At 45.0% G+C, this 13,172-nt stretch carries 10 protein-coding genes and 1 riboswitch; of the genes, 5 read left to right on the top strand and 5 right to left on the bottom strand.

Annotated features, from left to right (window positions below):
* Positions 1-11 precede the first annotated feature (11 nt).
* The gene (locus tag GJQ68_RS00715; protein ID WP_162415397.1) at positions 12-1,670 is read right to left on the bottom strand and encodes a S8 family peptidase; all 1,659 of its coding nucleotides are present in this window, start codon (positions 1,668-1,670) and stop codon (positions 12-14) included.
* Between the two features lie 156 nt (positions 1,671-1,826).
* Entirely contained in the window at positions 1,827-2,885 is a 1,059-nt protein-coding gene (locus GJQ68_RS00710; protein WP_162415396.1) for an acyloxyacyl hydrolase, read from the bottom strand.
* Between the two features lie 124 nt (positions 2,886-3,009).
* A riboswitch (SAM riboswitch) is annotated at positions 3,010-3,119 on the top strand.
* Positions 3,120-3,310: 191 nt separating this feature from the next.
* Between GJQ68_RS00710 and GJQ68_RS00705 the strand changes: the two genes are divergently transcribed.
* The 5 genes from GJQ68_RS00705 (at position 3,311) to GJQ68_RS00685 (ending at position 8,610) form a co-directional block, all read left to right on the top strand.
* Positions 3,311-4,615: an O-acetylhomoserine aminocarboxypropyltransferase/cysteine synthase family protein gene (locus GJQ68_RS00705; RefSeq protein ID WP_162415395.1), complete on the top strand. Its 1,305-nt coding sequence runs from the start codon at positions 3,311-3,313 to the stop codon at positions 4,613-4,615.
* 9 nt (positions 4,616-4,624) lie between these two features.
* Entirely contained in the window at positions 4,625-5,680 is a 1,056-nt protein-coding gene (locus GJQ68_RS00700; RefSeq protein ID WP_162415394.1) for a homoserine O-acetyltransferase family protein, read from the top strand.
* Between the two features lie 21 nt (positions 5,681-5,701).
* Positions 5,702-6,091 carry a VOC family protein gene (locus GJQ68_RS00695; protein ID WP_162415756.1) on the top strand — a complete coding sequence of 130 codons (390 nt, stop codon included), beginning with the start codon at positions 5,702-5,704 and terminating at the stop codon, positions 6,089-6,091.
* 130 nt (positions 6,092-6,221) lie between these two features.
* Positions 6,222-7,001 carry a glycerophosphodiester phosphodiesterase gene (locus GJQ68_RS00690; protein WP_162415393.1) on the top strand — a complete coding sequence of 260 codons (780 nt, stop codon included), beginning with the start codon at positions 6,222-6,224 and terminating at the stop codon, positions 6,999-7,001.
* A 4-nt stretch (positions 7,002-7,005) separates the two neighbouring features.
* Positions 7,006-8,610, top strand: a complete 1,605-nt coding sequence (locus tag GJQ68_RS00685; protein ID WP_162415392.1) for an alkaline phosphatase family protein — start codon at positions 7,006-7,008, stop codon at positions 8,608-8,610.
* 26 nt (positions 8,611-8,636) lie between these two features.
* Here the strand turns inward: GJQ68_RS00685 and alr are convergent, their stop codons facing one another.
* The 3 genes from alr to GJQ68_RS00670 are packed head-to-tail and all read right to left on the bottom strand — an operon-like array spanning position 8,637 to position 13,028.
* Positions 8,637-9,794, bottom strand: a complete 1,158-nt coding sequence (gene alr, locus GJQ68_RS00680) for an alanine racemase (protein WP_162415391.1) — start codon at positions 9,792-9,794, stop codon at positions 8,637-8,639.
* Positions 9,788-11,782 carry a hypothetical protein gene (locus GJQ68_RS00675; protein ID WP_162415390.1) on the bottom strand — a complete coding sequence of 665 codons (1,995 nt, stop codon included), beginning with the start codon at positions 11,780-11,782 and terminating at the stop codon, positions 9,788-9,790. Before GJQ68_RS00675 ends, alr begins: the two co-directional genes overlap by 7 nt.
* Before the next feature lie 25 nt (positions 11,783-11,807).
* Positions 11,808-13,028, bottom strand: a complete 1,221-nt coding sequence (locus GJQ68_RS00670) for an ATP-grasp domain-containing protein (RefSeq protein ID WP_162415389.1) — start codon at positions 13,026-13,028, stop codon at positions 11,808-11,810.
* Between the last annotated feature and the right edge of the window lie 144 nt (positions 13,029-13,172).

Genomic DNA, 13,172 nt, shown 5'->3' with positions numbered 1-13,172 from the left:
ATGGCTCGTTTTTAGTCGTATTTGCTTAGGGACGCCGCCAGTTTCAGCGCTTCATAAGCATTCACAACACCTCCGGTATAACTAAGGGAGTCGAATCCAACCATTTCATCCTTCCCGGGCAACTGTACGCTTTCGGTGGTCGGTTTGTACACGGAATTGATCAACACTTGTCTCATCTCCTTTGGTTTCAAATCGGGATAATAGGCCCAAATCATGGCAGCTACTCCAGCCACAGTGGGGGCTGCCATACTGGTGCCGCTGTTGGTGTCATACTCCGATCCAGGGACGGTGGAATAGATATCTACGCCGGGAGCAAATAGATCTACTGATTTCTTACTGAAATTAGAAAATTGTGCCGGTATATTTTCCGTGTCTATAGCGGAGGAGGCCCCTACTTCCAGCCAGGAATCAGATTCTCCCCTCCTATCGTAATACCTGTTGGGGAAGTTGTTATCCGGGTTGACTTCTTTGGAACTGTTTCCAGCGGCATGGATTAACAATACCCCTTTTCTTCTTGCGTATTTCACCGCTTTGTCTACGTATCTTTTCCCGGGAGAGTAAGACTTGCCAAAGCTCATATTAATAATATGAGCTCCATTATCCACGGCATACCGGATCGCATTGGCTACATCCTTATCTCGCTCATCCCCATTGGGCACTGCCCTGACCGGCATGATCAATACGTGCTCAGCAATACCATCGATTCCCAGATCGTTTCCTCTTTTGGCAGCGATGATTCCTGCTACGTGCGTTCCATGAGTGGGATCCGGACCGGTAGGGTCATTGTTTCCATAATATTTCTCTTTATAATCTTTTGGATCGTCTCCCACAATATCCCGGGGATTGAAATCGGTATTATAGGCATAATTGGCCTGCACTTCAAAATGTTCTACCGCTCCTCCTAAGACATCTAAAATCTCGTTCACACCTGGTTCTTGTAAATTAACCATAGAAAACAACTGAGAAAGCATTTCCAGTGCATTTTTCACCTCTTCCTCCTCTGATTCCATTTCCTTTAGATCCGTCAAATTAAAATCAGCTACTTCAAATTCTTCTTTTACCAATTCGGCCATATTGGTAAACCCATCCAACATATTGGAGTACATGTTGTAATTCATTTGCGCCTCTTTCTTGCTTTCTTCGAAGTTTTCACTCACGCGCTGCCAGTAGGCATACTCTTCTCTATTTCTTCTCTTTACATCTTCCGCTGCCATATCTTCATAGATGGCTTTCAGACGGGTGTATTCCCGCGTAAGTTCGTGTGAGTCTTCATCCACATGCGAACCATCTGCTCCCCCGATAAAATTCCAGCCATGCACATCATCGATGTAGCCGTTTCCATCGTCATCGATTCCATTCCCCGGAATTTCGCCGGGATTTGTCCAAATTTTGTCCTTCAGATCCTCATGCACAATGTCTATTCCCGAATCGATTACCGCTACGACGACGGTTCGTTTCGGAGATTTATCTTTCAAAAGTTTTTCATGAGCTTTGGTGGCTCCAGTACCCAAATAGCCATCTTCAATGGGGTCCAGGAGGAACCAATTTTCAGGTGTTTTGAGACTGTCTTTGTGATAGGTAAGATCCGTTTCCCCGGATGAGGTGAAAATGATGCCAAAACAGAGCCCTGCAAGAAGGGTCCAAAAAGAATTCCTTAAAATGGTTCTCATAAATTAGTGTATGATATAGAAATAAAGTATTAAAATTGACGGTAATTCCCTGTAGCTACCCTATCAATAACGAGTGAAAGTTATTAAAGATACCTTTTGAATCAAATTTCAAAAATGTTTACGGCAAGAAAACCTTTTGTTTGGTTTTAAAAACACTTAAAAAACCCATCCCAACCGCAGTCCGATGTTCTCTGCGACATGCCCATGTGCTTTCAAATCTCCTCCCAGCAGGAAGCCTCCCGGAAACCGGTAGGTCAAGCCATATCGCTGAAAAAACCGGCGTTTTTGGCCTATTTTTTCAGGTTTAACCAGGTAATGTCCCATGCGTTGATTAAAATCAAACCTACCAAAAATCAGATGGTGAGACAGAAAAACTGCCGGGACTAATCCCGTGCTGCTTGCATCAGTTTTCAGCGATTGATCCCTGATTAATTCTGCCCCGGTCCCCAGGCTATTGAGCCGGGTTAGGCTATGCATGATGTCCACAGAGACACCCATCGCCGGTACCCTACCGTCACCATCAGGATTATCCCTAAAAGTACCAATGGTTTCCAGGATGACCGAAAAATGGCGGTTTAGCGGAGGTTTTTCAAAGAACGGAAATTCGGATCTTGATAACCAATACGATGCCCCAATTCCGATGCCCGGGAAATTCATTCCTCGATTGGGCTGCCTTTGTCCGCCATTGGATATGTGATTATAATGCCCGGACAGAAAAAGCTCCCAGTTACCTGACAGATTATAGGAGAGTTTGGGAGCTACTGACAATAGAAAGCTGATGCGGCTGCTAAAAAAAGTGTTTTCAGGATTGGAGTCGGGATCGTATACGTTACTGAGATAGCTAATTCCAAGCTTTGTCCGAAGGCCGAGCCTCCAGGGAAGATTTTGCCAAAGTATGGGTTCAAAAAAACCGGATAATAAAAAGGCATTTCCCAAAACCCTGGAATTGTTAAAGTCGGTAAAGCCCAATTCTCCTCCCCAGAAGTAAAAACAATTGCAATTTTCCCAGGAGGCTTTTTCCAGGGAGAGTTTTTCATAGGAGAGCCGAAATCCCCTGGGGCTGTATTTGGAAATAGGTACCAGCTCCGCCGAATGGGGAATAATCCAGCTATTCTGTCCTTCCAGGCTTGCCTTCCTTAACGTCTGACCGATGACATTTGGCCGTACTGTGATACCCATCAGAATAATCAAAGCAATCCATCTCAGTTGTTCCATTTGTTTATCTCACTGAATATCTGGGATATTGTTTCAAATAAAGAAAAAAATACGCTAAATCAATTGGAAAAGATACCATTGTCCGCTTATTTTGTAGCATCCTTTAACTTTTTTAAAGTATAAGGATTTATAGAGAAGAGGTAAGAGACAGGCTCGAAGACCCTCTGGCAACCTGGAAAATCCAAGGTGCCAATTCCTGCCAGATGCGAATGGTTCCGTCTGGGAATATAAATTCTGTAAAGATGAATTCATTTCTGATTCGATTAAAGGGTAAAATTTCCGCTAAATTTCTTCAACATTTTCACTATCCTGTGCGTGACTTCGCCAAGAGTTGTTGCATGCGTTTTTAATTTTACGGCTGCTATTTGTTTAAGCATTTCATATCAATCTGTACATTGTAAAAATAAACCTAAAACACAACAATCATGTCAAAAGCGTATCGTTTCGAAACATTGCAAATTCATGCCGGTCAGGAGGCCGATCCTACCACCAATTCGAGGGCAGTACCCATTTACCAAACCACTTCTTATGTATTCAATTCAGCCGAACATGGAGCCAATTTGTTTGCATTAAAGGAATTTGGAAACATCTACACCCGGATCATGAATCCGACTACCGATGTATTTGAAAAAAGAGTGGCCGCCCTTGAAGGCGGGGTAGCAGCTGTCGCCACCGCTTCCGGACAAGCTGCTCAGTTCCTGGCGCTAAATAACTTCCTGACCGTCGGTGACAATTTCGTCACCTCTCCTTTCTTATACGGGGGTACCTACAACCAGTTCAAAGTATCCTTCAAGCGGATCGGCATCGAAGCCCGCTTTGCAGATTCGGACAAAGCAGCGGATCTGGAGGCGAAAATTGACGATAAGACAAAAGCGATCTACGTGGAAACCATCGGTAATCCGGAATTTAATGTTCCTGATTTTGAAGCAGTCGCCAAGGTCGCCAAAAAATACAATATACCGCTAGTGGTGGACAACACCTTTGGGGCCGGAGGCTACTTATGCCAGCCAATCAAACACGGAGCCAATATCGTGACCTCCTCGGCCACCAAATGGATAGGCGGACACGGAACTTCGATAGGGGGCATTATTGTAGATGGCGGGAATTATAACTGGGGCAATGGTAAATTCCCTCAATTCTCCGAACCTTCGGAAGGATATCACGGATTAAATTTCTGGGAAACGTTTGGAGATAACAACCCGCTCGGCATGCCCAACGTGGCTTTCGCCATCCGGGCAAGGGTGGAAGGCCTTCGGGATTTTGGGCCGGCCATAAGCCCATTCAATTCCTTCTTGCTGCTGCAAGGCCTGGAAACCTTGTCGCTGCGAGTACAGCGAACCGTAGATAATGCCCTTGAATTGGCGAAATGGCTGGAAAAACACCCCAAAGTAAAAAAAGTAAATTACCCCGGATTACCTTCCAGTCCCTATCATGAGCAGGCTAAAAAATACCTTCCACATGGATACGGTGGGGTATTGAGCTTTGAGTTGACGGGAGATAAAGAGTCTGCTTCCAAATTTATCAGCAGCTTGGAATTAATTTCCCACCTGGCAAACGTCGGGGATGCCAAAACCCTGATTATACAACCTGCGGCTACCACGCACCAGCAACTTTCCGACGAAGCTCAGCTTGCGGCGGGTGTTACGCCGACCATGCTGCGAATTTCCTGTGGCATAGAACATGTGGATGACCTGAAAGCAGATCTCAGCACTGCTTTTGATAACCTTTAATTGCATAAAATGAACCTTCAATCGCCGCATTTGTCTATTGAAATGACCCGAGACATTTTCTATTGCAAGGATGCCCTCCCATTGGAATCCGGAGAAGTATTGCCTGAATTTCAGTTGAGTTTCACCACCCAGGGACAACTTAATGCGAAAAAAGACAATGTAATCTGGATCCTGCACGCACTTACTGGTGATGCCAACCCTCAGGAATGGTGGGCTGGCCTGGTGGGAGAAGATAAATTTTACGACCCTGCAAACTATTTCATCATTTGTGCAAACTACCTGGGATCCTGTTATGGATCCACCCAACCGCTAAGCGAACGTCCGGAAACAGGGAAACCTTATTATTATGATTTCCCGAACCTTACGACCAGGGACATCGCAGCATCGCTGGATCGGTTACGCATCCACCTGGGTCTGGGGAAAATAAATACGGTGATTGGAGGTTCTTTAGGTGGTCAAGTTGCTTTGGAATGGGCTTTTACGTTGGAAAACCGGCTGGATAATGCCATCATCATCGCCTCTAATGCCAAGGCATCCCCTTGGATTATTGGCTTTAATGAGACCCAACGCATGGCCATCGAATCCGATGAAACCTGGGGACGGGAGCATCATGCTGCCGGAAAAAAAGGGCTGGAAACCGCGCGAGCCATTGGCATGCTCAGTTATCGTCATCCGGAGACATTCATTCAAAGCCAAAGTGAAACCGAAGAAAAAAGAGATCATTTCAAAATCAGTAGTTACCTGCGCTATCAGGGACAAAAACTAGCCAATCGCTTTAATGCCCTCTCCTACTGGATATTGTCCAAAGCCATGGATAGCCATGATTTGGGGCGGGCACGAGGAGGAACCGCCAATGCCCTGGCACGCATCCAATGCCGGGTCTTATCCATTGGGGTAGATACGGACGTATTGTTTACCTGTGAAGAATCCAGGTATATTTCCCGCCACGTAGCCAAAGGAACCTACCGGGAAATCAAATCGGTCTATGGACACGATGCCTTTTTGATTGAGTACGAGCAGTTGCAATACATCTTGCAGTCGTTTTATTTAGAAAACAACTCTTGACCTGCAAAAAGCACAGCCATGATCCCCTATACCCGAATCAAAGAAACCTGCCTGTATATCGATGACCTGGACAAGGCCCTTGTATTTTATCAGGGGCTGCTTGAAATGCCGGTCATTTCGAAAGTCGATGGCAGACACGTCTTTTTTCGGTGTGGGGATAGCGTTTTGTTATGTTTTTTACCGGAAATCACTCAAAAGGAAACCATCTTGCCTCCGCACTATGCACGTGGGAAACAACACATTGCCTTTGAAGTAAAGCAGGACGATTACCAGCCTACCCTTAAGCGGGTAACCGGAAAAGGAATTCCCATCACCCATGAGCAGGACTGGGGTTCAGGCAGGCAAAGCTTCTACTTTGAAGACCCTTTCGGTCATGTGCTAGAGATTGTTCCGGAGGGTATTTGGGAATAAAAACGCCAACCCAGAAGTTTTTACAGGTAAGATTACCTTATATATCATCATTTTTTAATGCTTTCTTCACAAAGAAATATTGCTCATTCCCTTTTCTTTTAGAATATTGCATAAAACTTTTAAAACCTCCATGATACAAAAAATACTCCTTACCTTTCTAGTGACTGCGGTAAGTTTACTGCACAGCCAAGCCCAAAACATGAAATTCCATACCAATAAAGTCATTGCTCATCGGGGTGCGTGGAAAGCGGCCCCCCACCCACAAAATTCATTAGCCTCCCTTCAGCAAGCAATAGATATGGGTTGTGAAGGTTCGGAATTTGACGTTTGGATGACGGCAGATGGAATATTGGTAGCCAACCATGATGCCGACCATGAGGGAATGATGATTGAAGAAGCTACCTATGCCGAACTCCTGCAAAAGCCACTTCCCAACGGAGAGAAACTACCAACGGCGGAAGCATACATCAAAAAAGGGATGACTCAACACGGCACCAAATTGATTTTCGAAATCAAACCTTCCCAAATTTCCAAAGAAAGAGGGCAGGAATTAGCCACAAAATCCGTGGAGCTGGTAAAAAAACTGAAAGCAGAAAGATGGATCGATTACATCACCTTTGACTATGATATTGGCCTGAAGGTATTGGAATTGGATCCCGAGGCAAATGTCGCTTATCTCACCGGAGATAAAACCCCTCAAGAATTAAAGGATGATGGTTTTTTTGGTTTTGACTACAACATTAGGACCGTTAAAGAAAACCCACAATGGATAGAAGAGGCCCATACATTGGGGCTCACGGTAAATGCGTGGACGGTCAATCAAGAGGAAGACATGCGTTGGCTGCTGGAAAAAAAGGTTGATTTCATCACAACAGACGAGCCCGAAATATTATTTTCTCTGATCAAGTAAAAGTATGAATGCCAGCGATCTAAACCGGCTATCGTTTCAGCTTGGAGCCTTGTTTATTCTTCTTTGCAGCCTGAGTTGCCAGCGGCAAGTTCCGGAAAGAAGGGCTAAACATGTGGTTTTAATCGGGCTCGATGCCTTTGGTTCCCGAGGTTTTCAGAAAGCCGAAACGCCAAATATCAATCAAATGGTTGCAGAGGGAGCCGTTGCCCCTTTTGCCCGTGCGGTTTTGCCTACTAACAGCTCTCCTAACTGGACTTCCATGCTTACCGGAGCCGACCCGCTTCAACACGGAGTTTATGACAACGATTGGGAATTGGATAACCAGCGTTGGCCGCCGGTGATTGCCACGGAAAAAGGCATCTATCCCAGTCTCTTTAATTGGATAGACGAGCAGCTTCCCGAATCCAAAATGCATTTTTTCTATGAATGGGGTGGGCTTGCGCGCTTGTACGATTTGGAAGGAGTGGATAAGGTTTTTCACGGAAATAGCGGGGATGAAGTCTTTTCCAGAGCGGTAGCGGCTTTTTTCGAAGAAAGGCCTGACTTTCTTTTTATCGATATTGACGAAATCGATCACTATGGACATCAGGACGGGCACGACTCCAAGGCTTATTTCCAATCCATAACCCATTATGATAGCTTAATAGGCGATTTTGTCGGAAAATTGAAAGAAGCGGGCTTGATGGAGGAGAGCCTTATTTTGATCACCGGGGACCATGGTGGAATTGGAAAAGGCCATGGTGGAAGCAGTTTGGATGAACTCGAAATTCCCATTATTCTCTACGGAAAAGGGGTTCAAAAAGGCTTGGTCGTGGAGAAACCCTGTTACCAGTACGATGTGGCCCCAACTTTGGCCTATGCCCTTGGAATCTGCCCTCCTGATGCCGGGGTGGGCAGGCCGATTTTGGAGGCATTCGATCCGAAGGCAAAATCCGGTACTTTTGTGCCCATGCCGGTTGTGTCTCCATTAAGCGGTTTATATAAGCAAGAAGAACTAACGCTGGAAATCAGAGTAGACGCTCCCGAGGCAGAAATTTGGTACACGTTGGATGGCACGCCACCTTCGGCCGGCAATGGGAAAAAATACGAAAGCCCTATCACTATTACTGAAAATAGCCTGGTAACGGCCGTGGCCTGGAACGAAAACAAAAGCAGCAGGCCGGAAATTCAGCAATACAGAATATCGAACGAAGAAGGAAAGGTGAATTGGAAATATGCAGAAGGAAACTTTACCCAGGTTCCTGACTTCGCCATCCTGGATGTCATCGCCTCCGGAAAAAGTTCAGAGATCAGTCTGGATGAGATTCCTCATAGAGCGGATCATTTTGCCCTGCACTACACTGCCAACCTGGTCCTTCCCACATCCGGTACCTACACCTTCTTTTTAAAATCGGACGATGGTAGTTTCCTGCTTTTGAATGGAGAGAAGGTTATTGACAATGATGGCTCACACTCCACCAAGGAAAAAACTGCCAGTCTTTACCTGGAAGCTGGCATTCTTCCTCTGGAAGTGTATTACTTTGATGACATTGCCGGAGAAGCTCTGGAAGTATCCTTTGCCGGACCGGATCTTCCCAGACAAATCATTACAGAAGCCTTTTTTCAATAACTTTTAATAGGAGTGCTTAATGGGGATTACCGAACTACCGTTCGGGGAATAGCTGATGGTAAGCGGCTTAGCATCTCATTATTTAGCAATTGGGTGACGTTGGTAAAACTGGAAACGTTGATTACGTTATTATTCTGCCTTCCTATCAACACCACTTCCTCTCCCACCTTCACTCCTGGGATATGACTGATGTCAACCATAAACAAATTCATATTGATCAAGCCTACGATCGGTGCCTTTTTTCCGCGAATAAGTACCTGTCCCCTATTGGAAAGGGCTCGTGGATAGCCATTGGAATACCCCAAAGGTAACACCGCTATTGTCATTTTCTGCGTAGCCTGGAAGGCAGTACCGTACCCGATAAATTCCCCCTTATCTACTTCCCGAATATCCATTACATCTGTCTTCCAACTAAAAATCCGCTTCAGTGAGGTGTCGGATTTTTTATTGGTTTCGTGGAGATGTGAAAAATAGATATCAGGACTGGGCCAGAAGCCATACTGCGCCACACCTATCCGAACCAGGTCATAAACGGTGTCTTTCATGGCCAGAGCAGCAGCGGAACAGGCGATATGACGTAGTTTGGGCATGAATTTTTTTTCCTTGCATTGCCGCAGGAATTCCTTGTATCGTTTGTGCTGCCGGTCGATTTTAAACTGATTGCTGGCACTTTCGGCCCCGCCGAAATGGGTACATAGCCCTTCAAACACCAGCCATTCCTCATTTTTTTTCAGGAAAGCAATCGATTTGGGAAATTCCTTAGCGTTCATGCCGGTTCTATTCGCACCCGTTTCCACCTCCAAGTGTATTTTGGCTTTTTTTCCCACTTTTTTGGCCGCCTCCAGAGCCTTTGGCAAGCGATCAAAATAGTAAACAAAGAAGGCTATGTCATGGGCTACCGCCCATTCCAAATCCTCTTCATAGATAATCCCCATTATCAAAATTTGACTTTCGGGTTTGCATACGCTCAACACCTGCTCGGCTTCAAAAGAAGAAGCCACACAAAAGTGATTGATTCCACACTTTTCTGCCATGGGCACAAAAGACTCTATTCCGTGGCCATAGGCATTGGCCTTGACCACGGAAGAGAGAATCGGTTTTTCACCTATCTTTTTTCTAATAAAATTAACATTGCTTTTATACGCACTCTGTTTTAATTCAATTCTAGAAGAATGTTTTACCATTGTTTTTTAATTTCCAGCCAAGTATATGATTTCCCCCAGCTATCTTTGGCTATCTTTTTAACTTTTTCTACTTCAGCTTGAGGAATTTTATCCATGTTGGAGGAAGCCTCCAAGTTATTGTAGTGAAAGGCATAAACCCTCGCTGCAAACTGATAAAGCGGCAAGGAGGATTCCCCGTGAATCTCACCGTTTCCGTAGACAGAGGGTTTTATCTCCTGTCCCCAGTCCTGGCGTCCCTCATTATTGGGATTTAGAAAATAAGCCCGAACGTTTCCGGATGGATCTTCGTCTACCCGGAGTAGCGATACGGCATGAAACCCAAGCATTTCTCCTTTGGCGGAAGTAATGAAAATGCCTACCGGATTAGGATATACCAGTCGGTGCCCCCCATTAAACCGCGGATGACACATCGCATAGAATACCCGTATAAAACCATCAAAGTCTACGATGGCATTGGACAGGTAATCGTAAGCGGAAGCAAAGCCTATCTGAATCCATTGCCCGTACAATCCCGGGTTGGCCCATTTATGGGGATCTTCTCCTCTTCCGGATGCCCTTCGCATCATTTCATTGTACACCCTATCCAACATCGGAACCAGTGTGACCGAAACGGCATCCAGGTGATGATCCAGGTTTTGAACCAATCCGGCCGGAGTGGTCGAATAGCTTATTTCCTGTCCCTCAAATCGAAAACTCAGGTCATTATGTACCGCAGCTGTTTGCACCATGTGAATCAGCTTTGCCGGAGCATGCTGGCTCCACATGCTGATGCCACGGGCACTCTGACAGGTGGGGTTGTTCCCCTGACCAACGCCTAGCGGCTGACCCAATATCCTTAGCAAGGCACCAATGAGGTATTGCTTGGGGCTTACTTTTTCGTGAGGGGTCCGGGTCGACTTCAAAATGCGGTTAGTAACTTCCGGATGGATACTAATCTTACAAAGATTATAGAGTCCGGACCTCACGGCTTCCCTGGAAATGATTCCGTTTTCTAGCATTTTTGCCAGTCCAAAGATGCATTGTGCGTTAAAAGGATGGATTACCTGAAGAATCAAATAACAGACGAAATCTTTGAATTCATTAAACCGGGCCACACCCGTCGGATTCAAACCAAGGCAAACCGGGATCAGCTCGTGGTACTCTTTGTTTACCAGGTGTAATAGTAATGTAGCCTGATACGTACTGACAAGCCCAAACTGAAGCATGCTGTCACCCATTGCTTTGGCCTCTTTTTCCAGGGATGCGATTGACATCGTCTGGAGAAGCTTGCCGTAGGAAACATGATCTTTGCCATCCGTGGCAGGTGATGGTTTGTAAATAGCCCTTTGAAAGGCTAACAACTCCATGTCTGCAGGATGATCCGGATTCAATTCAATTTTTTCCTTTACCAACGCAATGATTCTGCGTTGCTTTTCGGTAACCACCGGCCGCTGTTCACAAATAAGCGTTAACTCTTCCACCAATTTGGATTTGACCTTGGATAGTTCAATTTTTTCCAAAATAAACTGGAAGAGGGCATGAACTTTACTAAGTTCATGCGCACTCATTACCAGTCTGGTTTCTTCCTGCGGTTCATTAAAAACAAATTCCAAATTGTAAACCAAAACTTCCTGCAGGTAGCTATCGGCTTCTTCCTTCTGAGACGCAGAACCCGCGATATTGCCTTCCAATATAGCCAACATTCTCAACTCACTAAGGAGCTCAATGGTGGAATTTGGATGGCCGCTTTTATAGGTTCCGTTTACCAGTTGAGGCACCAACTTACCGGGGTGTTCCCATGGGCTGTCTTTAAAGATTCCCGCCTCGGTCAGGTCGGGAACCTTATCATACACCTCTCGTATGCCTTCCAGCTTGTTGCACCAGGTATCCAATTGGCCCATGATTTTTTGGGCCTTCTCCCTCTTTGTCAGCGGAGTCGCCGACACATAATTCTCAAACAACTCTTCAAAAGATGCCAGGTTACTTTCTGAGATCACTCCTTCTTGCATATATTCTGATTTATAAAACTCGTTTCTAATGATAAAAATCTACATTTTCATAATGTAGCAATAACTCCGTCATTCGGTCGGGATCATTTCCCTTAAAATTAACGGTTCCAAAATGATTTCCAAAGCCTTCCCGATCACTAATCTTCTGACTACTGAGCGGAGGGACCAGGTTATGATCCAGAAAATACGATTCTTCCTTCAACTCTTCCGGAATAATCAATTTTGAAATTTGGTTTTTGTGCGGATAAATCATCACATTTCCATAGAATGTTTCGGGTCGGGCATCCAATGGTGGTAATATTTGCTTGAGCTCCTCCTCGCTGAGATCCGGATCATGACATAAGACGAAGGCGCCCAATGCATCAAACCCGTACGCTTGCCCGCACAGTTCCAAAATATGTCCCCCTGGAATTCTACAGGCAACCTCTCCAAAGCTCAGTTCATCGTTTTCGGTTAAAAACCACTCCGGGTGAATCATGCCGTACTGGATTCCAAAAAGATCAACCAGCTTTTGCATTTCCTTCAATATTTTCTCCCTTTTGGAATGAAGGTAGTTACCTTCCGGAATAAAGTTGGAATAACCCAATTTAACGTATTCGGTGATATTCATAAAACGGATCTTTCCACCATGGATAAACGCCTCGCATGAAAACTCTTTTCCGGGAAGGTGACTTTCCGCCAAACAAGGAAAATCTTCATCCTGACATTTGGAATCCACATCGGCTTGAGATCTTAGTAAGCGATGTCCCACCGTTCCGGCAGAGGCGAAAGGTTTGATATGAACCCAACTGTCTTCTTCTCCATCAACCTGAAGATTGGCCTGATTAAGCCGGTTCATAAAGTTTTTTACACCTTCTTTATTATATACCTCCTCGAATAGTCCGACACGAAGGCCTCCAATCAAGGCTTTTCTTTTCATCATGGCCTTGTTACGAAACAAGAATGCCCTGTTCAACACCCGGGGATCATCTCTATAAAGAGAATTCAATGCACCGGCCCATTCTACCGTTTCTTCAAAAAGTGGCACCGCTACGTCTGCACCGAAGGCATCCAACTTATCTTTCAAATCGAGTGAATTCGAAGAATCGCTCCACTCGTTGAACTGGTAGGATACAAAAGGAATGTTGTTTTCTTTGGCATACCCCTCAAAATCCGGGTAAGAAACTACTACATACGGTTTGTTGAGTTTTTGCATACTTTCTATCACAGGTAAACTCCAACCCATTAGTGCAAAACATTTTGCCATTTTATTTTTTATGTTTGGTTCGGTTAAACCATGCAACAAAAAACAGGCTAAAGTCAATTTTTAATCAGAAATAAAAAAAACTTCCTATTATAGTTACCTATTTTCTTTATTTAGTGAAAAATGAATACGATAAGTAACATTTGA

The sequence above is a fragment of the Cyclobacterium roseum genome (genome assembly GCF_010119225.1).
Classification (GTDB): domain Bacteria; phylum Bacteroidota; class Bacteroidia; order Cytophagales; family Cyclobacteriaceae; genus Cyclobacterium; species Cyclobacterium roseum.
Note: the sequence above shows the minus strand (reverse complement) of the source record. Positions and strands in the feature narration are given on the sequence as shown.

Coding starts and splice junctions, on each gene's coding strand:
- GJQ68_RS00690 (WP_162415393.1), top strand. CDS start 6,222: ATGATACAAAAAATACTCCTTACCTTTCTAGTGACTGCGGTAAGTTTA.
- GJQ68_RS00715 (WP_162415397.1), bottom strand. CDS start 1,670: ATGAGAACCATTTTAAGGAATTCTTTTTGGACCCTTCTTGCAGGGCTC.
- GJQ68_RS00675 (WP_162415390.1), bottom strand. CDS start 11,782: ATGCAAGAAGGAGTGATCTCAGAAAGTAACCTGGCATCTTTTGAAGAG.
- alr (WP_162415391.1), bottom strand. CDS start 9,794: ATGGTAAAACATTCTTCTAGAATTGAATTAAAACAGAGTGCGTATAAA.
- GJQ68_RS00685 (WP_162415392.1), top strand. CDS start 7,006: ATGAATGCCAGCGATCTAAACCGGCTATCGTTTCAGCTTGGAGCCTTG.
- GJQ68_RS00700 (WP_162415394.1), top strand. CDS start 4,625: ATGAACCTTCAATCGCCGCATTTGTCTATTGAAATGACCCGAGACATT.
- GJQ68_RS00670 (WP_162415389.1), bottom strand. CDS start 13,028: ATGGCAAAATGTTTTGCACTAATGGGTTGGAGTTTACCTGTGATAGAA.
- GJQ68_RS00710 (WP_162415396.1), bottom strand. CDS start 2,885: ATGGAACAACTGAGATGGATTGCTTTGATTATTCTGATGGGTATCACA.
- GJQ68_RS00705 (WP_162415395.1), top strand. CDS start 3,311: ATGTCAAAAGCGTATCGTTTCGAAACATTGCAAATTCATGCCGGTCAG.